Below are 21,012 nucleotides of genomic sequence, written 5' to 3'. Positions count from 1 at the left end.
CCCACGCCGGCGGACACCGGGACGGCTGCGACGGGTGCGGTGAACCCCCGGGTAGAACGGCCGCCCGCGCCGGCCTGACCCGCGCCCCGAGAAATTGTCGGTGCTCGGGTGCACCATGGATCCGTGCTCCTCTCCGAAGTGGTCGACACGTCAGCCGCGGTGGCGGCGACCCGGTCGCGCCTGGCCAAGGTCAAGGCGCTGTCCGCGTTGCTGCGCGCGGCGACGGCGGACGTGGTGGTCGCGGTGGTGTCCTTCCTCATAGGCACGCCGCGGCAGGGCCGGATCGGCGCCGGCTGGCGCACGGTCCTCGACCTGTCCGTGCCTCCCGCCGAGCGCGCCGAACTGACGATCGCCGAGGTCGACGCCGCGCTCGCCGAGGTGGCCGGGACGTCCGGCAAGGGCTCGGCGCAACGCCGCGTCGACCTGCTGACGTCGTTGTTCGCGCGTTCCACCGAAGCGGAGCAGGACTTCTTGCGCAGGCTGCTCACCGGCGAGCTGCGCCAAGGCGCCCTGGAAGGCGTGATGCTGGACGCCATCGCCTCCGCGGCGGACGTGCCGGGCGAGACGGTGCGGCGCGCGTTCATGCTCTCCGGCCGCCTGCCGGAGACCGCGGTGGCCGCGCTGGAGGGCGGCCCGACGGCGCTGGAGGCGTTCCGGCTGGAGGTGGGCCGCCCGCTGCGCCCCATGCTGGCGTCACCCGCCGAGTCCCTGGACGAGGCGCTGACCGAGCTGGGCAGCTGCGTGGTGGAGCACAAGCTGGACGGCGCTCGCATCCAGGTGCACCGCTCCGGCGACGAGGTCCACATCTACACGCGCACGCTGCGCGAGATCACGAAGACGGTCCCCGAACTGGTCGAGCTCGTCCGCGGCCTGCCCTGCACGTCGGTGGTGCTCGACGGCGAGACGCTCGCGCTGACCGACGAGGGCCGGCCGCGCCCGTTCCAGGAGACGATGAGCCGCTTCGGCGCGCAGGACGAACGCGAACTGCTGCTGCACCCGTACTTCTTCGACTGCCTGCACCTCGACGGCGAGGACCTCCTCGACGAACCGCTCCGCGACCGCCTCGCCGCCCTGCGGCAGGTGGCGGGCGAGCACGTCGTCCCCGGCGTCCTGGACCCGTCCCCGGAGGAGGCGGAAGGCGTCGTCACGGCGGCGCTGTCCGCGGGCCACGAGGGTGTGGTGGTGAAGTCGCTGGTCTCGCCCTACGCGGCCGGCAGGCGAGGCAGGGCCTGGCAGAAGGTGAAGCCGGTCCACACCCTCGACCTGGTCGTGCTCGGCGTCGAGTGGGGCAGCGGCCGCCGCCGGGGCTGGCTGTCGAACCTGCACCTGGGCGCCCGCGACCCGGACGGCGGCCCACCCGTGATGGTCGGCAAGACCTTCAAGGGTCTCACCGACGAGCTGCTCAAGTGGCAGACCGAGGCCCTGCAGGAGATCGCCACCGACCAGGACGACTGGGTGGTCACGGTCCGCCCCGAGCTCGTGATCGAGATCGAACTGGACGGCGTGCAGGTCTCCCCGCGCTACCCCGGCGGCGTCGCCCTGCGCTTCGCGCGAGTGGTGCGCTACCGCCCGGACAAGGACCCGTCGGAGGCGACGACCATCGAGGAGGTGAGGGCACTCCTGCCCGCCGCCCAGCAGAACCCTCCGCAGGCCTGACGCCGCTAGGCGCGGAACACCGGGCAAATCCCCGGGACGCGCGGAATTCGCGTGCGTCCGGCGGCACCCCGCAATAGCGTGCAGCCGGTGACCGACGCTTCCGCGCTGCTCAGCGCCTTCGACGCCCAAGCCCGCCCCGCCGAGTGGACGGTGCTCGACCCCGGCGCCGAGGTCCACCGGGACGGCCCGGTGTTCCGCGTGAGCTGGCCCCGCCGAAGCGGCTTCGTGGGCGGCCCACCACACCTGGGCGTGGACGGCCCAGCCCTGGACGCCCTGATCGCCCGCCAACGCGACCACTTCGCCGCACGCGACCAGGCATTCGAGTGGAAGACCTGGAGCCACGACACCCCCGCGGACCTGCCCGAACGCCTGACCGCGGCCGGCTTCGAGCCGGACGGCCGGGAAACCGTGCTGATCGGCCTGGCCGAGCAGATGGCCACACCGGTCCACCTCGACGGCGTGGTCCTGCGCGAGGTGGCCGACGAGCAGGACGTCCACCGCCTGGCCGCCACCGCCACCGAGGTCTTCGGCCGCCCGCACGACTGGCTGGTCGACCGCCTGGTCGAGAAGCGCGACGACCCGAACATGATCGCGGTGCTGGCGGAGGCCGACGGCAGGGTCGTCTCGTCGTCGCGGATCGAGATCGTCCCCGGCACGGAGTTCGCAGGGCTGTGGGGCGGTGGCACGCTCGCCGAGTGGCGCGGCAGGGGCATCTACCGCGCACTGGTCGCCTACCGGGCCCGCCTGGCGGTCTCGCGGGGCATCAGGTACCTGCAGGTGGACGCGACCGAGGACAGCCGGCCGATCCTCGAACGACTCGGCTTCGTCGCGGTCACCACGACCACCGGCTACGTGTGGAACCCGACGGGCTGAGCAGGGCTGGTCATCCGCGCGACAGCCACCCCAGGGCCGGCCGCGGCCACCCGCAGCCGGCGCTCCAGAGGCGAGATGTGTGGCGTACTCCCTGGTGAGGTGCCCAACTGAGACGCGGCGGGTAGCGTGGAAGCACGTGCGGTTCATCGAAGGGCATCGACCCTCTTACGACCTGACCTACGACGACGTGTTCCTCGTTCCCGGCCGGAGCGCCGTGGAGTCGCGGTTCGGCGTCGACCTCTCCACTTCGGACGGCACCGGGGCCACGATCCCGATCGTCGTCGCGAACATGACGGCCGTGGCCGGGCGGCGGATGGCGGAGACCATCGCGCGGCGGGGCGGGCTCGTCGTCATCCCGCAGGACGTGCCGACCGAGGCGGTCGCGGAGATCATCGCTTGGGTCAAGGAGCGGCATCCTGTCTGGGACACGCCGTTGACGCTCACCACGGGTGATGCCGTGGCGGATGCGCTCAACCTGTTGCACAAGCGGGCGCACGGGGCGGTTGTCGTCGTTGACGACGGTGGGCGGCCCATCGGTGTTGTGGACGAGGCGGCGCTCACGGGTGTCGACCGGTTTGCGCGCATTGGCGACGTGATGAACACGGACGTGCTGTTGTTGCCGCTCGACACGAAGCCGCAGGACGTGTTCGAACGGCTCCACCACAGCACGCACCGGATCGCGCTCGGGGTGGACTCCGAACAGCGGCTGAGCGGGGTGTTGACGGAGCTCGCCGCGTTGCGGGCCGAGGTGTACCGGCCCGCTGCCGATGGCGACGGGAAGTTGCGGGTCGCGGCCGCTGTCGGGGTCAACGGGGACGTGCGGGCCAAGGCGGAGGCGTTGGTCAAGGCCGGGGTGGACGTCCTGGTCGTTGACACCGCGCACGGGCACCAGGAGAAGATGATCGCGGCGCTCAGGGCCGTGAAGGAGGCGAACCCCGGGGTGCCGGTCGCGGCGGGCAACGTCGTCACCGCGGAGGGGGTTCGGGACCTGGTCGAGGCCGGCGCGGACATCGTCAAGGTCGGTGTCGGGCCGGGGGCCATGTGCACCACCCGCATGATGACCGGGGTGGGGCGGCCCCAGTTCAGCGCTGTCGCGGAGTGTGCGGCCGAGGCGCGCAGGCTCGGCAAGCACGTGTGGGCCGACGGCGGGGTCCGGCACCCCCGCGACGTGGCTCTCGCGCTCGCGGCCGGGGCCGGCAGCGTGATGGTCGGCAGCTGGTTCGCCGGCACCTACGAGTCGCCCGGCGACCTGCAGCGGGACGAGCGCGGGAACCTCTACAAGGAATCCTTCGGAATGGCGTCCAAGCGGGCCGTCACGGCGCGGACGCGCAGTGACAACGCGTTCGACCGGGCCAAGAAGGGGTTGTTCGAGGAGGGCATCTCCACGTCGAAGATGCGGTTGGACCCGGTGCGTCCGAGCGTGGAGGACCTGCTCGATGCGATAACGTCCGGCGTTCGCTCGGCCTGCACGTATGCCGGTGCGAACTCGCTGGAGGAATTCCACGACAAGGCTGTGCTCGGCATTCAGTCCGCCGCTGGCTTCGCGGAAGGAAGGCCGTTGCCAGGGGGATGGTGAGGAAGTGGACGAAGCGGTCTCGGTAAGAGATCTCCGCAAAGTCTATAAAACAGGACAAAAGCCTGCGGTGGACGGGTTGAGCTTCGACGTCCGCCGCGGTGAGGTCTTCGGACTGCTCGGGCCGAACGGCGCGGGCAAGACGACCACGGTCGGTGTCCTCACCACGCGCGTCCGCCCCACCTCGGGGCAGGCGCTCGTGGAGGGCGTCGACGTGGTGGCCGACTCCAAGCGGGCGCGGCAGCTGCTCGCGGTCGTGCCGCAGCGCAACAACCTCGACCGGTCGCTCAACGCGCGGCAGAACCTGTTGTTCCACGCGGCCTACCACGGCATCGGGCCGAGGGAACGTCAGAAGCTCGCCGACGACATCATCGAGCGGATGGGTCTCAAGGACCACCGGAACGCGCTCGTCGACACGTTGTCGGGCGGGCAGGCGCAACGGCTGATGATCGCCCGCGCGCTCATGCACCGGCCGAAGGTGCTGTTCCTCGACGAACCGAGCACCGGGCTCGACCCGCAGGCCCGGCTCTTCGTCCACGAACGCGTCGCCGCACTGCACGCGGAAGGCGTCACGGTCGTGCTCACCACGCACGACATGGACGAGGCCACCAAGCTGTGCGACCGCGTCGGCATCGTCGACCACGGCAAGCTGCTCACGCTCGACACGCCGAGCGAGCTCACGAAGAACCTGCCCGGCAGCAACACGGTCAGCGTCACGGTGATCCCGAACGGCCACGAGCGCGCGAAGATCACCCGTGAGCTGTCCGAACTGGACGGTGTGCAGCGCGTGGAGGAGCTGAACGACATGTTCCGCGTCTACACCGACAGCGACACCGCGATCACGCTGCCCGCCGTGCTGAACGTGCTGCGCGACCTCGACGTCACGGTCAGCGACGTCGCGATCGGCAAGCCCAGCCTGGAGGACGTCTTCATCCACCTGACCGGCAGGGAGCTCCGGTGAGCCAACTCAGGACCTTCCAGGCGATCCTGTGGCGGGACGTCTTCGTCACGGGTCGCGAGCTGCCGAGCTTCCTCGCGCAGGTGATCATCCAGCCGTTCTTCATCCTCTTCATCTTCGCGAAGGTGCTGGGGGACATCGGGTACGTCCAGGACGACTTCGCGCAGGTGCTGTTGCCGGGCATCATCGCGATGAACGGGTTCCTGGGCGCGCTGCAGAACACGACGCTGCCGCTGGTGCTCGACTTCTCGTGGACGCGGGAGATCGAGGACCGGCTGCTCGCGCCGATCTCCATCCCGCTCGTCGCGGTCGAGAAGATCGTGTTCGGTGCGATCCGCGGGTTCTTCGCGGCCGTGCTGATGGTGCCGGTCGGGTTCGTGATGCTCGACGTCTCCTGGGCGTGGTCGGGGATCCCCGGCGCGCTGCTCGTGATCGTGCTCGGCTGCCTCGCCGGCGGCTCGGTCGGGCTGGTGATCGGCACGTCGGTGCCCGCGCGGCGCGTCAACGTCATGTTCGCGGTGATCCTGACGCCGATCCTGTTCACGGGCTCCGCGCAGTTCCCGTGGCGGTCGCTGAGCGACGACCTGTTGTGGTTCAAGGTGGTCTGCGCGCTCAACCCGCTGACGTACGTGAGCGAGGGCATGCGCGCGGAACTGGTGCCGGACGTGCCGCACATCCCGCTGCCCGTCGTCCTCGCCGTGCTCGTGATCGCGATCGCGGGCTTCGGCGGGCTCGGCCTGCGGGGCTTCATGAAGCGCGCGCTCGACTAGGAAGAGCACGAGGAGCGGCCCCGCGCGACGAAAGCGCGGGGCCGCTCCTCGTGCAGGACGCTAGGAGGCGTAGTCCTCCAGCATCTCGGTGACGAGCGCCGCGATCGGCGAACGCTCCGAGCGCGTCAGGGTGATGTGGGCGAAGAGCGGGTGGCCCTTCAGCTTCTCGATCACCGCCGCCACGCCGTCGTGCCGGCCGACCCGCAGGTTGTCGCGCTGCGCCACGTCGTGCGTCAGCACCACCCGCGAGTTGCTGCCCAGACGCGACAGCACGGTCAGCAACACGTTGCGCTCCAACGACTGCGCCTCGTCGACGATCACGAAGGAGTCGTGCAGCGAGCGGCCGCGGATGTGGGTGAGCGGCAGGACCTCGAGCATCCCGCGGTCCAGCACCTCCTCCAGCACCGCCTGGCTCACCAGCGCGCCGAGGGTGTCGAACACCGCCTGCGCCCACGGCCCCATCTTCTCGTTCTCGGAGCCCGGCAGGTACCCGAGCTCCTGGCCACCGACCGCGTAGAGCGGCCGGAACACCACGACCTTGCGGTGCTGCCTGCGTTCCATCACCGCTTCGAGACCGGCGCACAGCGCCAGTGCCGACTTGCCGGTGCCCGCACGTCCGCCCAGCGAGACGATGCCGACATCGGCGTCGAGCAGCAGGTCCAGTGCGATCCGCTGCTCAGCGGACCGTCCGTGCAGTCCGAACGCCTCCCGATCTCCGCGCACCAGCCTGATCTGCTTGTCCGCGGTCACCCGGCCCAGAGCGCTCGACGTGCCCGCCAGCAACCTCAGTCCGGTGTGGCAGGGCAGTTCGGCGATGTGCTCCAGGTCCTCGTACCGGGTCGGGTCGACGACGTTCTCCTTGAACAGGTCGTCCACGAGGGACTGGGGAACGTCCAGATCGGACATTCCCGTCCAGCCCGACAGGGTGACGTCGTGCGCCCGGTACTCCTCCGCCGGGAGGCCGACCGATCCGGCCTTGACCCGCAGCGGCATGTCCTTGGTCACCAGGGTGACGTTGCGCCCCTCAGCGGCGAGGTTGAGGGAGCAGGCGAGGATCCGGGCGTCGTTGGAGTCCGTTCGGAAACCTGATGGCAACACCTCCGGGTCGGAGTGGTTGAGCTCGACGTGCAAGGTGCCTCCCAGATCCCCGATCGGGATCGGCGAGTCGAGGCGACCATGCCGCAAGCGCAGGTCGTCGAGCAGTCGCAGGGCTTCCCTCGCGAACCAGCCCAGTTCGGGGTGGTGGCGCTTGCCCTCCAGCTCGCTGATCACCACGAGCGGGAGCACGACCTCGTGCTCCGCGAAGCGGGTGGCGGCGAGAGGATCGGACAGCAGGACCGACGTGTCCAGCACATAGGTCGTGATGGCCGGTGCGGCGGACTTGCGCCGGGAGGAAGAACTGCGCGATGAGCCTGAGGAACGGCTCGCGGGACGTCGTGCGTTCACGGCAACTCCCTCACGAACGCGGCACCCGCGTCCGCTCCTCGCTGGGCCAGGCACCACCCTGATCGGTCGTCTCGCCTTCCGCCGGTGGGCGTCAGGCGGGTCGACCACGAGGGCCGGGTGCCGGCCCCCTCGCGACGTCGTCTGCCACGATCAGAGCCTCCCTGCGCGGTCCGCAGTGGTCGCGTCCCGCCGGTTTCGAAGTTACCTGTGGAAGTGCCCGATCGGCACGAAGCCACCCAGGTGAATCCGAACTTGTCATCTTCCGGACAACGGCCCGAAACGTGACCGCACCCGTGTCAGGACTGGTCAGGTGGTGTTCTCGTGGGTGTTGCGGGCGAGCCAGGACAGGCCGTCGCGGACCTGGGTCTCGAGTGATCTCGGCACCAGGGGCTCGTCGAGGAGCCTCAGGTAGCGCGAGTCGAGCGGTTCCCCCGGCGCGCGGACGTCGAGCCACGCCCTCACCAGGCGCACCCCTTCCACGTAGGTCGTGGTGTACGCGCGCCAGAGCGGGTCGGCCAGGAAGCGGACCATCTGCCGCGCGCGGCGCTCCGGAACCAGCAGCCACCTGCGCAGGTACGCGACCACGTCGTCCTGGTCCGCGCCCCGGTCGTGCAGCAGCAGCGCGGCGTCCTGCCGCACCGTGAGCAGGCCCGACGCCGCCGCCTCGACCTGTTCGGACAGTTCGCCGTCCATTCGCAACCCCAGGTCGCGGAAGATCCGCTCCGTCCAGAGGCCCCAGCCCGGCCCGACCACGGCGTGCAGGCCCAGGTCGGCCATGCCCTCGGCCATCAGGCACTGCGGCGTGTTGATCAGGAAGATCGACTGCTCGGCGTGGCCGCGTTTCGCGACCAGGCCCGCCTCCTTGCGGCAGTGCTCGGTGTGGTGGCCCGGGTACGACTCGTGCGCCACGAGGTGGGGCAGGTTCGCCATGCGGTGGCCCAGGTCGGCGTTGATGGAGACCCTGCTGCGGTAGTCGCCGAGGTAGTGGTTGAAGCCGCTCCACGGCTTGTTGGTGACGATCCGGTACTCCACGATCTCCTGCTCGGGCAGGGCGTACCGTCCGCGCACCCTGTCCCTCAGCGCGCTGGACAGCGCGTGCACGGCGCCCTGGAGCCTGCGCGCGGGCACCTCGTCGGCGGCGCGGAAGGCCGTCAGGCGGTCGGCGAGCGTGCCGGGGCCTTCGAGGACGGTGTCGAGGTGGCGGTGGGCGAGCGCGTACGCGTCCTGGTCGCCGGGCTTGACGCGCACCTGGAAGTACCGCTCGACCTCGTCGACGAACGTCATGCGCTCGCCGTCGAGCTTGCGCGCGGTGCACTCGAGCGCGAGCAGGTGGGCGTCGAGGAACTGCTTGCGCTGGTCGTCGAGGTCGCTGCCGGGGAGTTCTCCGCGCAGCTGCCTCGCGTGGTTCCCGAGGGCCCTCGGGTGCAGGCGCGGTTCGTTGTCGACGGAGCGGCTCAGCGCGGGATCGCCGGTGAACGAGTCGACGAACCCGGACACCAGGCGTCCGAGCCGCAGCCCCAGCACCAGATATCCGCGCACCAGCTCGTTGGCGTCCATGAGTCGGAGAGCGTAGAGCGTCTACCACAGCGGCTTGCTCGCGACCGAATCGAAAATCGAACATCACCTGATCGGGGACCATTGTTGATCATGCGATCACACAATAGGAGTAATGGAGACATGAAGTCAGATCCTCGCGGGTAAATTTTTTTCGAGGACCCCACCGTCCGGAGATCCCCGAAGACTCCGGAAATGACGGGGCTGACCCGACATGAAGGAGAATGACGTGAAGAAGACCTTCGCAGTGGTTGCTGCCGCTGCTGCTCTGTCGCTCGCGTTCGCCCCTGCGGCCATGGCGGGAGAGGGCGACCACGGTCACGGCCATCACGGTCACGGCCACCACGGTCACGGTCACGGTCACGGTCACGGCCACAGCCAGGGCCACCACGAGCACCACTACCACAACGGCTTCCACCAGACCAACGGCTCGCTGCTGAGCGTGCTGAACGGCAACAACGTCAACGCCGTCATCGGCGTCTGCGGCAACAACGTCGGCGTGCTGGGCGCCATCCCGATCAACTCGCCGAGCATCACCGGGACCTGCGCCGCGGGCGGCATCGTGGACGGCGACGACGTCAACGTCGACGGCTGATTTCACTTTCGGCTGTTTAGTGTCCAGAGACGCCATTTCATGGCGTCTCTGGACCGTTCTGGCAGTAGTACCGTCCACGAGGAGAAGAAATGCTGAAGAAGGCGTGTGCCGCTGCGGTCACGGCGGCTGGTTTCATGATGTTCGGCGCCACGGGTATGGCGTCCGCGGCGCCTGACAGCTTCCACCAGACCAACGGTTCGCTGCTGAGCGTGCTGAACGGCAACAACATCAACGCCGTCGTCGGCGCCTGCGGCAACAACATCGGCGTGCTGGGCGCCATCCCGATCAACTCGCCCAGCATCACCGAGACCTGTGCCGCGGGCGGCGTGGTGGACGGCGACGACGTCAACGTCGACGGCTGACGTTCTCGCGTTGCACAGGGCGCCCACCTCGCGGTGGGCGCCCTTTCGGCGTCTCAGCTGCCGTAACGGCGGTGGCGCTTGGCGTACTCGCGCATGGCCCGCAGGAAGTCGGTGCGGCGGAAGCCGGGCCAGTACGCCTCGCAGAACCAGAACTCCGAGTGCGCCGACTGCCAGAGCATGAAGCCGGAGAGCCGCTGCTCACCGGACGTGCGGATGATGAGGTCCGGATCGGGCTGCCCGGACGTGTAGAGGTGCTCCGCGATGTGGTCGACGTCGAGCACCTCGGCGAGCTCCTCGATGGTGCCGCCGCGCTCCGCGTGCGCCTGCAGGAGCTTCCGGACGGCGTCCGCGATCTCCTGCCGCCCGCCGTACGCGACGGCGACGTTGACCTGGATCCCGGTGCGGTTCTTCGTCTTGCTGGCCGCGTTGGTGAGCCGCTCGGCGTGCTCGGCGGGCAGCATGTCGAGGGCGCCGACGTGCCGGACGCGCCACGGCTTGTCGTCGCCGGCCAGCTCGTCGGTGATGTCGGCGATGATGTCGAGCAACGGCGCCAGTTCGGCGTTGTCGCGGTTCAGGTTGTCGGTGCTCAGCATCCAGAGCGTGACGACCTCGACCTGGGCGTCACCGCACCAGTCGAGCAGCTCCAGGATCTTGCGCGCACCGGCCCTGTGGCCGTCCGCGACGTCGGTGAACCCGGCCTCCCGGGCCCAGCGGCGGTTGCCGTCCAACACCACGCCCACGTGCTTGGGCCCCTGTGTCGTCCCGCTCAGCTCACGCCGGAGAATCCACTCGTAGAAGTGGATAGCGACGTCTTTCACACGAGTGCGGAGTGCCACGTCCGAACAGCGTACGCCGTGCAAGGTTCATCACTGAGCCATGGTCCGAAACCTACGGTGGCGTAACCTACGGACCTGTGACCACAGCGCCCATTCCTCCACAGCCCGGACTGCGGCCGCGCCTTCGTGGGTGGCTGCACCTCTGGTCGTTCGTAGCCTCCGTGGCGACAGGCGCGACGCTGATCGCCCTCGCGGCGTCCACGGTGTCCGCGCGAGCCGCCCTCGCCACCTCCGTCTACGGCGCGACCGTCCTCGGCCTCTTCGGCGTCTCGGCGCTGTACCACCGCGTGACGTGGAAGTCCGACCGCGTCCGCACGTGGATGAAGCGGCTGGACCACTCGATGATCTTCGTGTTCATCGCCGGCACCTACACCCCGTTCGCGTTGCTGGCGATGAACCCGGACACGGGGCGCGTCGTGCTGACGGTGGTGTGGATCGGGGCGCTGGCCGGCGTGACCCTGAAGCTCGCCTGGCCGCACTCGCCGCGGTGGCTCGGGGTGCCGATCTACATCGCCCTCGGGTGGGTCGCGGTGTTCGTGCTGCCCGAGCTGCTGCACTACGCCGGGGTCGCCGCTCTCGTGCTGCTGCTGGTGGGTGGGCTGCTCTACACCGCCGGCGCTGTCTTCTACGCGACCCGGTGGCCCAACCCTTGGCCCCAGGTGTTCGGGTACCACGAGTTCTTCCACGCCGCGACCGTGGTGGCGGCGATCTGCCACTACATCGCGATCTGGCTCGCGATGTACTCCTCAACCGGCGCTTGAAGCCGTCGTGATCGGCCTGTTCACCTCGTCGCGCGACTGGTCGAAGAGGAGCACTTCGGTCCAGGGCCGCGGTTGACCCCGCGGCCCTGGACCGAAGCGGCTTCAGCGGCCTCCGCGCGCCATGTGCAGCACGTCCAGGGCCGCGTCCAGCTGCTCCTCGGTGAGCTTGCCCGGCACGTGGCCGCGTTCCAGCACCACCTCGCGGATGGTCTTGCGCTCCTTGAGCGACTGCTTGGCGATCGACGCCGCCTCCTCGTAGCCGATGTACCGGTTCAGCGGCGTCACGATCGACGGTGACGACTCCGCGTACTCGCGCATCTGATCCGCGACGGGTTCGGTGCCCACGAGGACCTTGTCGGCGAGCAGGCGCGCCACGGCGGCCAGGAGGCGGGACGACTCCAGGACGTTGCGGGCGATGACCGGCAGCATCACGTTCAGCTGGAAGTTGCCCTGCGAGCCCGCGAAGGCGACGGTGGCGTCGTTGCCGATCACCTGGGCCACGACCATCATCGTCGCCTCGGAGATCACCGGGTTGACCTTGCCCGGCATGATCGAGCTGCCCGGCTGGAGGTCGGGGAGCGCCAGTTCGCCGAGGCCGGTGCGGGGGCCGGAGCCCAGCCAGCGGAGGTCGTTGGCGATCTTGAACAGCGCCACGGCCGAGGCGCGGAGCTGGCCCGAGATCTCGACCACGCCGTCCTGGGTCGCCTGGGCCTCGAAGTGGTCGCGGGCCTCGGTCAGGGGCAGGCCGGTGGCGGTGGCGAGCTCGGCGGCGACGGCGGTGCCGAAGCCCTCCGGGGCGTTCAGGCCCGAGCCGACCGCGGTGCCGCCGATCGGGAGCTCCGCCAGGCGCGGGACCGACGCCCGCAGGCGTTCGACGGAGTAGCGGACCTGGGACGCCCAGGCGCCCGCCTCCTGGCCCAGCGTGATCGGGACGGCGTCCATGAGGTGCGTGCGGCCGGACTTGACCAGGTCGGCCCACTCCGCCGCACGGGACTCGAGCACGCCCAGCAGGTGTTCCAGGGCGGGGACCACGTCGGTCACCACGGCCTCGGTGGCGGCGACGCGCAGGGTCGTGGGGAACGTGTCGTTGGACGACTGCGAGGCGTTGACGTGGTCGTTCGGGTGCACGTCGCTGCTGAGAGCCCGGGTCGCCAGGGTGGCGATGACCTCGTTGGCGTTCATGTTCGACGACGTGCCGGAGCCCGTCTGGAAGACGTCGACCGGGAAGTGCTCGTCCCACCGGCCGGCGGCGACCTCGTCGGCCGCGGCGGCGATGGCGGAGGCGAGGTCCGCGTCCAGAACGCCCAGTCGCGCGTTCACGCGGGCCGCCGCTGCCTTGAGCAGGCCCAGTGCTCGGATCTGGGCGCGTTCCAGGCCTCGACCGGAAATCGGAAAGTTCTCGACCGCGCGTTGGGTTTGGGCGCGCCACAATGCGTCGACCGGCACGCGGACCTCACCCATCGTGTCGTGCTCGACGCGGTACTCCTGTTCAGACATACCTCCGAGTCTCTATGGTCGATCACAGCACTGCCACCCACCACTGGCAGAAGGGCACCACTCATGGAGCGTGACGTCGACCTCCTCATCGTGGGAGCTGGTCCCACGGGGTTGTTCGCCGCTTACTACGCAGGCTTCCGGGAAATGAACGTCGCGGTCGTGGACGCCCTGCCGGAACCGGGCGGCCAGGTGACGGCGATGTATCCGGAGAAGATGATTTTCGACGTGGCCGGGTTCCCCGCCGTGCGCGGACGCGACCTCGTCAACGGACTGGTGGAGCAGGCAGCGCAGTTCAAGCCCACCTACCTCCTCGGCCGCCAGGCACGCACCTGTGAGTCCACTGAGGACGGTGTGCGGATCGGCCTCGCGGACGGCTCCGCGATCAACGCCAAGGCCGTGCTGATCACGGCGGGCATGGGCGAGTTCAACCCGCGCCCGCTGCCCGCGGGTGACGGCTGGCTGGGCCGCGGCATGGTGCACTTCGTGCCGGTGCTGGCCGAGCACACCGGCCAGCACGTGGTGATCGTGGGAGGCGGTGACTCGGCCTTCGACTGGGCGCTGGCGCTGCACCCGATCGCCGCGAGCGTCAAGATCGTGCACCGCAGGGCCAGCTTCCGCGCTCACGCCGCCACCGTGCGGCAGGTGCGGGAACTCGGCGTCGAGATCATCACCGACGCGGAGGTGCTGGCGCTGCGCGGCGAACCTCTGTCCGAAGTGGACGTGAAGGTCAAGGGTGGTGACGCGCGCACGTTGCCCGCCCAGGCGGTCGTGGCCGCGCTCGGCTTCACCGCCGACCTCGGGCCGATCGAGTCGTGGGGACTCGAGCTCGACCACCGCGCGGTGCTCGTCGACACCACGATGAAGACCAGGCTGGACCGCGTCTACGCGGCGGGCGACGTCGCGCAGTACCCCGGCAAGGTCAAGCTGATCGCCACCGGGTTCGGGGAGGCGGCGACCGCGGTCAACAACATCGCGGTGGCGCTCAACCCCTCGGCGCACCTGTTCCCCGGGCACTCCAGCGACGGCACGTGACGCGCGGGCCGGGGGCCGTCAGGTCCCCGGCAGCGGTGCCGGGTCGTGCTTCGCCAGGTGCTGGAAGATGATCGACGTCCGGAAGCCGACGATCTCCTTGCGCTGGCTCAGCCTGTCCACCAGGAACGCGTGCAGGTGCTCGTTGTCCTGCGCGCCCACGTGGATCACGAAGTCGTCGTTGCCCGCCATCACGAACACCGCCGTCACCTCGGGCAGGCCGTGCGCGAACGCCTTGAAGGCGTCGATCACGGCTCGACTGAGGGGACGGACCTGCACCGACACCAGCGCCTGCACGCCGCGGTTCAGCGCGGCCGGGGCGATGTCGGCGTGGTAGCCGCGGATCACGCCGCGTTCGCGCAGCAGGCGGGTGCGTTCGAGGCACGTCGAGGGCGCGACGCCGACCTTGCGGGCGATGTCGCGGTTCGACTGCCGTGCATCGCGCTGCAGTTCCCGCACGATCGCCGAATCAAGTTCATCCACGACGTCTCCCGAGACGCTCTGCCGAACAACGTTCGGTGACATCCCACCACTCTTGGCGTTCACCCTAACTTCGAGGTCAGAACATGGCCGAAGTTCGGGAGGAACGCAAGATGTGGGAACACGAACGGCTCGTCGTCCGCACCGGGCGGCGGTCGGGGCTCACCACCATGGTCGCCGTGCACTCGACGGAAGCCGGGCCGGCGGTCGGCGGGTGCCGGATGAAGGCGTACGGGCACATCACCGACGCCGTCACCGACGTGCTGCGGCTGTCGAAGGCCATGACGCTGAAGTGCGCGGCGGCGGGGATCCCGCACGGTGGAGCCAAGAGCGTCATCGTGGCCGGCCGCGAGCTCACGCCGGACCTCCGCCGCGCGGTGCTGCTCGACCACGCCGAGCTGATCGACGAGTTCGGCGGTGCCTACCGGGCGGGCCCCGACGTCGGGACCGGGCCCGACGACATGGCGGTGTTCAGGGAGCTCACGCCCTACGCCTACTGCCTGCCCGAGGCGCAGGGCGGCACGGGGTCGTCGAGCGGGCCCACGGCGCGGGGCGTGCTGGCGGCGTTGCGGGCGGCCTCGCGGCACACCTTCGGCACGGACGACCTGACCGGCAGGAAGGTCGTGATCAGCGGGTTCGGGTCGGTGGGGGAGCTGATCGCCAAGGGGATCGAGGGCGCGGACATCACCGTGTCGGACGTGGACGAGAGCAGGCGGACGGACGAGTACGGCTGGGTCCACCCCGACGAGGCGTACGAGGTCGAGGCCGACGTCCTCGTGCCGGCGGCCGTGGGCGGGGTGCTGAGCCCCGAGACGGTGCGGCGGCTCGGCGTGAAGCTCATCGTCGGTCCTGCGAACAACCAGCTCACCGACGACGGCGTGGCGGACCTGCTCGCCGAGCGCGGCATCGTCTGGGTGCCGGACCACGTCGCGAGCGCCGGCGGGGTCATCTACACGCTCGCCAGGGAGGACGACGGGGCTGATCACGAGGCCGCGCTGAAGCGGGTCGACGGCATCGAGAAGACCGTCGAACGACTGCTGGGCGTGGAGGCCTGAACGTCTCCGTCCAGGCCTCCACGCCCATCGGGTCAGGGCAGGACCTGGACCTGCTCGCCGACCACCAGGTTGTCGTAGAAGACGAGCGACGCATCCCAGGACAGCCGGATGCAGCCGTGCGACTGGACGTTCGTGTCACCCTGGTGGAACGCGATGCCGTCCGTGGTGAAGTACACCGCGTTCGGCATCGGGCCGTTGTAGGGGACGCTCCAGTCGTTCTTCACCTTGCGCAGCACCGGAAACGTGCCCACCGGGGTCTCGTACCCCGGTTTGCCGTGGCTGATCGGCACCGGGCCGTAGCTCGTCTTGCCGTTGAAAACCAGCCACGCCTGGTTCTTGGACTTCTCCAGGCACGCTCCGTTGTGGACGGTGCATCCCGCCTGGGCTTGCGCGGGAACGGCGAAACCGAGGATCAGGAGCACCGTCGCGATCAGGACTCGCATCTCACATCACCCCTCGGTAGTGGGATAACCACTATGGGGTGATCTCAATCACCTGGTTGTGAAAGCGTCTGGACGCTCCTTTGTGGAGGGTGTGGGCGGATCGCACGCATGATCACGAGACCACCTGCACGGTCTCGCCGATCGAGAGGTTCGTGAAGTAGTACTGCGCGGCCTTCGGGTCGAGGTGGATGCAGCCGTGCGACGGGTCGGTCAGCGAGCCCTCGTGGAAGGCGATGCCGCTCTCGGTGAAGTACGTCGACCACGGCATCGGCGCGTTGTACGGCCGGCTCCACTCGTTCTTCACCTTGCGCAGCACCGGGAAGTCGCCGAGCGGCGTCTCGTGGCCCTTGCGGCCGTGCGTGATCGGCACCGGGCCGTAGACGATCTTGTCGCCGCGCACGACCCAGGACTGGTTCGTGGAGAGCTGGATGCACGCGCCGTCGCTGATGGTGCACGGCGTCGGCTTCACCACGGGCGGGGGAGGAGGCGGCGGGAGAGGCGTCTGCGAGGTGGTCGGAGGCGGAGCGGACGACGGCGCCGCCGAAGACGAAGATGGTGGCGCTGCGGACGTTTCCGCGTGCACAGCCCCCTGCGCACATCCCGCCACCGACAACAACGTGACCGCCACGAGCAGCATCCGCACCGCGCACCCCCTGGTCGTTCCCACCCCTTGCCGAGGTAGACGGCGGGAGGACCAGCGGGGTTGCACGGCGGAGGCCCGCCTCCCGCAACGGTGGGGAGACGGGCCTCGGAACGCGCTTGCCGACTCAGACGGTGCCGGCGTACTGGCTGATCCACGAGCGGAAGTACGGGACGTCCACGTAGATCGACGGAGCGGTCGCGCAGGTCGCGCCACCACCGGAGCGGCTGGTCGCGCCGATGAGCTCCCAGCGGCCGTTCACGGACTTCACCTGCGGGCCACCCGAGTCGCCGTAGCAGGCGCCCTTGTTGCCACCGGTGTTGTTGGTGCAGATCTCCGAAGCACCGCTGATGCCGGCGCAACGGCTGTCCGTCACGATCGACGTGTTCAGCTCCTGCAGCGTGATCGGAGCGCCACCGCAGCCGCGGGTCGGGCAGGTCTGGCCCCAGCCGATGATGCGGGTGGCGGTGCCGACCGCGCCGGACGAGGCCGCCACCGGGGCGGGCGCCTGGCTGACCGAGGTGTTGAGCTGCACCAGCGCCAGGTCGGCCGACGGGTGGTTGATGATCCGCGACGCACCGGTCGTGGTGCCGCCGCTGGTGCGGTTGGTCGTGCCGATCCGGGTGCGGATCGACGCCGCCGTCGAGCCCTGGACGCAGTGCTTCGCCGTCACGACCCAGTTCGCCTTGATCAGCGTGCCGCCGCAGAAGTGGCTGCCGGAGGTGCTCTGCAGGGAGACCATCCAGGAGTAGACCTGCGTGGCGTTGGTGCCGCCGACGATCATCGGCGAGACCTCGCCGTCAGCGGTGGGAGCCGGAGCCGCGGTGGCCGCGGTGACCGAGGCGAGCAGGGCGCCCGCGGCCACGACGACTGCGGAGAACAACGAACGTGCCCTCATCGTTGAGTGTCCTTTCCCGAACCCGGCGCAGGGTTGCCGGGGTCAGAACGGAAACTAGGGACGGAGGTCACGTCGTCACTAGGGTCACTCGGAGGGTGACCGTCCGTTGACGGTTCACATTTTCACAGCCGGTCAGGGCAGCGGCTGCTGCACGTCCTCGGGCAGGTCGAAGTCCACCGAGGCGTATTCCCGCAGCTTGTGCAGGCTGTGGAAGCCGTCGATCATGCGCACGGTGCCGGACTTGGAGCGCATGACGATCGACTGGGTCGTGCAGCCGCCCGCCCGGTAGTGCACGCCGCGCAAGAGGTCTCCGTCCGTGACGCCGGTGGCGCAGAAGAAGACGTTGTCACCGCTCACGAGATCGTTCGTGGTGAGCACGCGGGACAGGTCGTGGCCCGCGCCGATCGCCTTCTCGCGCTCCTCGTCGTCCTTCGGCCACAGCCGGCCCTGGATGGCCCCGCCCACGCACTTGAGGGCCGCCGCGGCGATGATGCCCTCGGGCGTGCCGCCGATGCCCACGAGCATGTCCACGCCCGACGTGGGGCGTGCCGCCGAGATCGCGCCCGCCACGTCGCCGTCGGAGATGAAGTGGATGCGCGCGCCCGCCTGGCGGACCTCCTGCACGATCTTCTCGTGCCGCGGCCGGTCGAGGATGCACACGTTCACGTCCGAGACGTCGCTGTGCTTGGCCTTCGCGACGCGGCGGATGTTCTCCGCGAGCGGCGCGGTGATGTCGATGACGTCGGCCGCCTCCGGGCCCACCGCGAGCTTCTCCATGTAGAACACGGCGGACGGGTCGAACATCGCGCCGCGCTCGGCCACCGCCAGCACCGCCAGGGCGTTGGGCATGCCCTTGGACATCAGCGTGGTGCCGTCGATCGGGTCGACCGCGACGTCGCACTCCGGGCCCTCGCCGTTGCCGACCTCTTCACCGTTGAACAGCATGGGCGCCTCGTCCTTCTCGCCCTCGCCGATCACCACCACGCCCCTCATCGAGACGGTGTGGATGAGCTTGCGCATCGCGTCGACCGCGGCGCCGTCTCCGCCGTTCTTGTCGCCTCGTCCCACCCACCGGCCCGCGGCCATCGCCGCCGCCTCGGTGACGCGCACGAGCTCCAATGCCAGGTTCCGGTCGGGGGCTTCGCGACGTCGTTCCGCGGGGGTGTTCACCATTGCGCGCCTCCATGCGACTACTCAGCGTGCCGGATTTTGTGATCGGCAGCTGAATCCTTGCACGGGATCACGCGTCGGAAACGTCCTCCTCGACCACGGCGAGAGCTGCATCGATTCGCTCGCGCGCGCCGGCGAGATGCTGCTCACACGTCTTGGCGAGCGCCTCACCGCGTTCCCACAGCGCGAGCGAGTCCTCCAGCGACAGGCCACCGGCCTCCAGCTTGCGGACCACCTCGACCAACTCGTCGCGGGCGGCTTCGTAACCCAGGGTCTCCGAACTCACGCGGACTGGCTCCTCAGACGGCTCAGCACGGTCGCGACGGCCAGGTCGTAGCCGACCAGCGCCTCCGCGAACTCCTCGCCGTCACCCTCTCGCACCGCCTCGTCGATCAGCGCCTCGGCCTCCGCGACACGCCGGTACTGCACGGTGCCGGCCGTCGCCTCGCTCAGGTCGTGCAGCGTGAGGATCAGCGTGCGGCGGCTCTTGGTGTCGCAGTCGCCCACCATGTCCGTCCAGCACTCCGCCGCGGCGCGGTTCGCCGCCTCCGCCTTCGTCCGCAGGCCGGAGCCGCAGGAACCGGCCGCCTCCATGGTGAGGGGCAGGAACACGGCATCACGCATCATCGGTACCTCCCCCTTCCGAGTCGACTTCCGAGCGGGAGACCACCGCTCGCACTGCTCCGTCAACGACGCGTACCCGCAGCTGTGTTCCGCTGGGCGCGTCCGTCACAGAACGCAACACGCCGTCGGGACCGTCAGGTGTGACCAGTTGCACAACGGCATATCCGCGGGCCAGCGTGGCGGCTGGTCCGAGGGTCGTCAAGCGGGCTTTGGTCCCCGAGAGGTGGACGTCTTCCCGGTCGAGCCGTTGCGTGATCGCCCGGCGGCCCTGGTCGCGAAAGCGCTTCACCTCTTCCGAACGGCGCTCCAGCGGGCCGTACGGGTCCGAAAGTACTGGTCTTGAGCGCAACGCGTCGAGCAGTTTGCGTTCTCGATCCACCCAGCCGTGCAGCGCGCGCCGGCCGCGATCGCGCATCTGGCGGACCCGTTCACCCTCTTCGGCGACGTCGGGAACCACCCGTTTGCCGGCGTCGGTCGGCGTCGAACAGCGCACGTCGGCGACGTGGTCGAGCAGCGGCGTGTCCGGCTCGTGCCCGATCGCCGACAGCACCGGCGTGCGGCACTGGGAGACCGCGCGGCACAGCGCCTCGTCGGAGAACGGCAGCAGGTCCTCCACGCTGCCGCCGCCGCGGGCGATGATGATCACGTCGCACTCGGGGTCGCGTTCCAAAGTGGACAGCGCCGTCATCACCTGCGTGACGGCGGTCGGCCCCTGCACGGCCACGTTGATGACGCGGAAGTGCGCGCCGGGCCACCGGTTCCGCGCGTTCGTGAGCACGTCCCGCTCGGCCGCGGACGCCCGCCCGGTGATGAGACCGATCTTGGCCGGCAGGAACGGCGGCCGGCGCTTGCGGCGCGGGTCGAACAGGCCCTCGGCGTGCAGCAGCTTGCGCAGGCGCTCGATGCGCGCCAGCAGCTCGCCGACGCCGACCGCGCGGATGTCGTCCGCCCGCAACGACAGCGTCCCCCGGTTCGGGTAGAAGCTGATCTTGCCGTGGACGATCACGCGGCTGCCCTCGGTGAGCTGCAGCTCGCGGATCATCCCGGCGTTGCAGGTGATCGACATGGACATGTCCACGCTCGGGTCGCGCAGCGTCAGGAACGCCGTGGAGCTGCGCGCGTTGAGCTGCGTGACCTGCCCCTCGACCCAGACGTCGCCGAGCCGGTTGATCCAGTCGAGCAGCTTGCGGGCCACCGTCCGCACCGGCCACGGGTTCTCCGGCGTGGATTTCGCGTCGGTCACGATTGCGCTTTGACCGTCGCGATCCGGCGGTTGAGCATGCCGATGAACTCGGGCCGGGCCTCGTGCGCCTGCTCGTAGCGCAGCAGTTCCTCGAGCTGCGCCGCACCCAGGTTGCGCAGGCGGGCGCGCAGCTGGGCGATCGACAGGTCGTCGTAGGCCGGCAGGAACGCCGGCACCTCGGCGATCGCGCGCTCTTCCTCCTCCCACGGGTCGTCCGCGGGGGTTTCCTGAGAAGTCGTGACGGGCGTCTCGTCCTCGTCGAAGGTCGCCCACTCCGGTTCTTCCTCGGCGGGCCTGAGTCCGGAGAGGACGTCGTCGCCCTTGATGGCGAGTTCGGTCACATGCTGCTGCACGCGCATCGACAGCTGCATCGCCTCGCTGACCACCGTCAACGGGAGTCCGGCGAGCTGCTGGGGCAGCTTGCGGGCCTGTTCGAGGGCGGTCGCGGCGAGGCCGGCGGCGACGCGGACACCCAGTGGCAGTGGCTTCATGCGTCTAGCCTGCCGCAACCGCGTCTGAAATGCCTAGGACCGGGCCTGGGTACCCTGG

At 69.7% G+C, this 21,012-nt stretch carries 23 protein-coding genes; 10 read left to right on the top strand and 13 right to left on the bottom strand.

Annotated features, from left to right (window positions below; all coding sequences use genetic code 11):
- Positions 1 to 123: 123 nt before the first annotated feature.
- The 5 genes from BLQ91_RS23580 to BLQ91_RS23560 all read left to right on the top strand — a co-directional run bounded on the left by BLQ91_RS23580 (position 124) and on the right by BLQ91_RS23560 (position 5,830).
- The gene (locus BLQ91_RS23580) at positions 124 to 1,656 is read left to right on the top strand and encodes an ATP-dependent DNA ligase (protein ID WP_090099855.1); all 1,533 of its coding nucleotides are present in this window, start codon (positions 124 to 126) and stop codon (positions 1,654 to 1,656) included.
- 87 nt (positions 1,657 to 1,743) lie between these two features.
- Entirely contained in the window at positions 1,744 to 2,529 is a 786-nt protein-coding gene (locus BLQ91_RS23575; protein ID WP_090100032.1) for a GNAT family N-acetyltransferase, read from the top strand.
- 136 nt (positions 2,530 to 2,665) lie between these two features.
- The gene (locus BLQ91_RS23570; protein WP_090099853.1) at positions 2,666 to 4,105 is read left to right on the top strand and encodes a GuaB1 family IMP dehydrogenase-related protein; all 1,440 of its coding nucleotides are present in this window, start codon (positions 2,666 to 2,668) and stop codon (positions 4,103 to 4,105) included.
- Between the two features lie 4 nt (positions 4,106 to 4,109).
- Positions 4,110 to 5,063 (top strand): ABC transporter ATP-binding protein, encoded by a 954-nt coding sequence (locus tag BLQ91_RS23565; protein WP_090099851.1) that lies wholly within the window; start codon positions 4,110 to 4,112, stop codon positions 5,061 to 5,063.
- Positions 5,060 to 5,830, top strand: a complete 771-nt coding sequence (locus BLQ91_RS23560) for an ABC transporter permease (RefSeq protein ID WP_090099850.1) — start codon at positions 5,060 to 5,062, stop codon at positions 5,828 to 5,830. Before BLQ91_RS23565 ends, BLQ91_RS23560 begins: the two co-directional genes overlap by 4 nt.
- 60 nt (positions 5,831 to 5,890) lie before the next feature.
- Here the strand turns inward: BLQ91_RS23560 and phoH2 are convergent, their stop codons facing one another.
- Both phoH2 and BLQ91_RS23550 read right to left on the bottom strand, forming a co-directional pair.
- On the bottom strand, positions 5,891 to 7,195 hold the full coding sequence (phoH2, locus tag BLQ91_RS23555; protein WP_425412530.1) for an RNA 5'-3' helicase PhoH2: 1,305 nt from the start codon (positions 7,193 to 7,195) through the stop codon (positions 5,891 to 5,893).
- 387 nt (positions 7,196 to 7,582) lie between these two features.
- Positions 7,583 to 8,833, bottom strand: coding sequence for a DUF885 domain-containing protein (locus BLQ91_RS23550; RefSeq protein WP_090099846.1), 1,251 nt, complete (start codon positions 8,831 to 8,833; stop codon positions 7,583 to 7,585).
- A gap of 226 nt (positions 8,834 to 9,059) precedes the next feature.
- Here BLQ91_RS23550 and BLQ91_RS23545 point away from each other — a divergent pair, with 226 nt between their 5' ends.
- Together BLQ91_RS23545 and BLQ91_RS23540 are read left to right on the top strand one after the other, a co-directional pair.
- The gene (locus BLQ91_RS23545) at positions 9,060 to 9,425 is read left to right on the top strand and encodes a hypothetical protein (RefSeq protein WP_245733768.1); all 366 of its coding nucleotides are present in this window, start codon (positions 9,060 to 9,062) and stop codon (positions 9,423 to 9,425) included.
- Positions 9,426 to 9,514: 89 nt separating this feature from the next.
- Entirely contained in the window at positions 9,515 to 9,787 is a 273-nt protein-coding gene (locus BLQ91_RS23540) for a hypothetical protein (RefSeq protein WP_090099842.1), read from the top strand.
- 53 nt (positions 9,788 to 9,840) lie between these two features.
- Here the strand turns inward: BLQ91_RS23540 and BLQ91_RS23535 are convergent, their stop codons facing one another.
- Entirely contained in the window at positions 9,841 to 10,623 is a 783-nt protein-coding gene (locus BLQ91_RS23535) for an isoprenyl transferase (RefSeq protein WP_090099840.1), read from the bottom strand.
- A gap of 77 nt (positions 10,624 to 10,700) precedes the next feature.
- Between BLQ91_RS23535 and trhA the strand changes: the two genes are divergently transcribed.
- Positions 10,701 to 11,384, top strand: coding sequence for a PAQR family membrane homeostasis protein TrhA (gene trhA / locus BLQ91_RS23530; RefSeq protein ID WP_090099838.1), 684 nt, complete (start codon positions 10,701 to 10,703; stop codon positions 11,382 to 11,384).
- A 102-nt stretch (positions 11,385 to 11,486) separates the two neighbouring features.
- Here trhA and BLQ91_RS23525 read toward each other — a convergent pair whose 3' ends face one another.
- Complete coding sequence (locus BLQ91_RS23525) at positions 11,487 to 12,881, bottom strand: class II fumarate hydratase (protein WP_090099836.1); 1,395 nt, start codon at positions 12,879 to 12,881, stop codon at positions 11,487 to 11,489.
- Between the two features lie 63 nt (positions 12,882 to 12,944).
- Between BLQ91_RS23525 and BLQ91_RS23520 the strand changes: the two genes are divergently transcribed.
- On the top strand, positions 12,945 to 13,913 hold the full coding sequence (locus BLQ91_RS23520; RefSeq protein ID WP_090099834.1) for an NAD(P)/FAD-dependent oxidoreductase: 969 nt from the start codon (positions 12,945 to 12,947) through the stop codon (positions 13,911 to 13,913).
- Between the two features lie 18 nt (positions 13,914 to 13,931).
- Here BLQ91_RS23520 and BLQ91_RS23515 read toward each other — a convergent pair whose 3' ends face one another.
- On the bottom strand, positions 13,932 to 14,393 hold the full coding sequence (locus BLQ91_RS23515; RefSeq protein ID WP_090099832.1) for an Lrp/AsnC family transcriptional regulator: 462 nt from the start codon (positions 14,391 to 14,393) through the stop codon (positions 13,932 to 13,934).
- An 83-nt stretch (positions 14,394 to 14,476) separates the two neighbouring features.
- Between BLQ91_RS23515 and BLQ91_RS23510 the strand changes: the two genes are divergently transcribed.
- Positions 14,477 to 15,445: a Glu/Leu/Phe/Val dehydrogenase gene (locus BLQ91_RS23510; protein ID WP_176959918.1), complete on the top strand. Its 969-nt coding sequence runs from the start codon at positions 14,477 to 14,479 to the stop codon at positions 15,443 to 15,445.
- Between the two features lie 32 nt (positions 15,446 to 15,477).
- On the opposite strand, the gene BLQ91_RS23505 is transcribed toward BLQ91_RS23510, so the two are convergent.
- From BLQ91_RS23505 to BLQ91_RS23470, 8 genes are all read right to left on the bottom strand, one after another.
- Positions 15,478 to 15,888 carry a L,D-transpeptidase gene (locus BLQ91_RS23505; RefSeq protein WP_090099830.1) on the bottom strand — a complete coding sequence of 137 codons (411 nt, stop codon included), beginning with the start codon at positions 15,886 to 15,888 and terminating at the stop codon, positions 15,478 to 15,480.
- Positions 15,889 to 16,000: 112 nt separating this feature from the next.
- Positions 16,001 to 16,360: a L,D-transpeptidase gene (locus tag BLQ91_RS23500; RefSeq protein ID WP_245733767.1), complete on the bottom strand. Its 360-nt coding sequence runs from the start codon at positions 16,358 to 16,360 to the stop codon at positions 16,001 to 16,003.
- A 295-nt stretch (positions 16,361 to 16,655) separates the two neighbouring features.
- Positions 16,656 to 17,426, bottom strand: coding sequence for a S1 family peptidase (locus BLQ91_RS23495; RefSeq protein ID WP_090099828.1), 771 nt, complete (start codon positions 17,424 to 17,426; stop codon positions 16,656 to 16,658).
- Between the two features lie 132 nt (positions 17,427 to 17,558).
- On the bottom strand, positions 17,559 to 18,599 hold the full coding sequence (gene glpX / locus BLQ91_RS23490; protein WP_090099826.1) for a class II fructose-bisphosphatase: 1,041 nt from the start codon (positions 18,597 to 18,599) through the stop codon (positions 17,559 to 17,561).
- 67 nt (positions 18,600 to 18,666) lie between these two features.
- The gene (locus tag BLQ91_RS23485) at positions 18,667 to 18,882 is read right to left on the bottom strand and encodes an exodeoxyribonuclease VII small subunit (RefSeq protein ID WP_090099824.1); all 216 of its coding nucleotides are present in this window, start codon (positions 18,880 to 18,882) and stop codon (positions 18,667 to 18,669) included.
- On the bottom strand, positions 18,879 to 19,223 hold the full coding sequence (locus BLQ91_RS23480) for a sugar ABC transporter substrate-binding protein (RefSeq protein ID WP_245733766.1): 345 nt from the start codon (positions 19,221 to 19,223) through the stop codon (positions 18,879 to 18,881). The genes BLQ91_RS23485 and BLQ91_RS23480 overlap by 4 nt, the downstream gene beginning before the upstream one ends.
- Positions 19,213 to 20,463: an exodeoxyribonuclease VII large subunit gene (gene xseA / locus BLQ91_RS23475; protein WP_090099822.1), complete on the bottom strand. Its 1,251-nt coding sequence runs from the start codon at positions 20,461 to 20,463 to the stop codon at positions 19,213 to 19,215. The genes BLQ91_RS23480 and xseA overlap by 11 nt, the downstream gene beginning before the upstream one ends.
- Complete coding sequence (locus BLQ91_RS23470; RefSeq protein WP_090099820.1) at positions 20,460 to 20,954, bottom strand: lipid droplet-associated protein; 495 nt, start codon at positions 20,952 to 20,954, stop codon at positions 20,460 to 20,462. The genes xseA and BLQ91_RS23470 overlap by 4 nt, the downstream gene beginning before the upstream one ends.
- Positions 20,955 to 21,012 lie beyond the last annotated feature (58 nt).

Origin of the sequence: Lentzea jiangxiensis, assembly GCF_900104175.1 — a bacterium.
In the GTDB taxonomy this organism is placed as follows: Bacteria; Actinomycetota; Actinomycetes; order Mycobacteriales; family Pseudonocardiaceae; genus Lentzea; species Lentzea jiangxiensis.
The sequence above is the reverse complement of the archived record's forward strand: the minus strand, read 5'-3'. Positions and strand labels throughout refer to the sequence as shown.

What these genes read in the sequence shown, in the direction of transcription:
- BLQ91_RS23550 (WP_090099846.1), bottom strand. Translation starts at nt 8,833, where the DNA reads ATGGACGCCAACGAGCTGGTGCGCGGATATCTGGTGCTGGGGCTGCGG.
- BLQ91_RS23540 (WP_090099842.1), top strand. Translation starts at nt 9,515, where the DNA reads ATGCTGAAGAAGGCGTGTGCCGCTGCGGTCACGGCGGCTGGTTTCATG.
- BLQ91_RS23525 (WP_090099836.1), bottom strand. Translation starts at nt 12,881, where the DNA reads ATGTCTGAACAGGAGTACCGCGTCGAGCACGACACGATGGGTGAGGTC.
- BLQ91_RS23520 (WP_090099834.1), top strand. Translation starts at nt 12,945, where the DNA reads ATGGAGCGTGACGTCGACCTCCTCATCGTGGGAGCTGGTCCCACGGGG.
- BLQ91_RS23510 (WP_176959918.1), top strand. Translation starts at nt 14,477, where the DNA reads ATGGCCGAAGTTCGGGAGGAACGCAAGATGTGGGAACACGAACGGCTC.
- BLQ91_RS23505 (WP_090099830.1), bottom strand. Translation starts at nt 15,888, where the DNA reads ATGCGAGTCCTGATCGCGACGGTGCTCCTGATCCTCGGTTTCGCCGTT.
- BLQ91_RS23495 (WP_090099828.1), bottom strand. Translation starts at nt 17,426, where the DNA reads ATGAGGGCACGTTCGTTGTTCTCCGCAGTCGTCGTGGCCGCGGGCGCC.
- glpX (WP_090099826.1), bottom strand. Translation starts at nt 18,599, where the DNA reads ATGGTGAACACCCCCGCGGAACGACGTCGCGAAGCCCCCGACCGGAAC.
- BLQ91_RS23480 (WP_245733766.1), bottom strand. Translation starts at nt 19,223, where the DNA reads ATGATGCGTGATGCCGTGTTCCTGCCCCTCACCATGGAGGCGGCCGGT.
- BLQ91_RS23470 (WP_090099820.1), bottom strand. Translation starts at nt 20,954, where the DNA reads ATGAAGCCACTGCCACTGGGTGTCCGCGTCGCCGCCGGCCTCGCCGCG.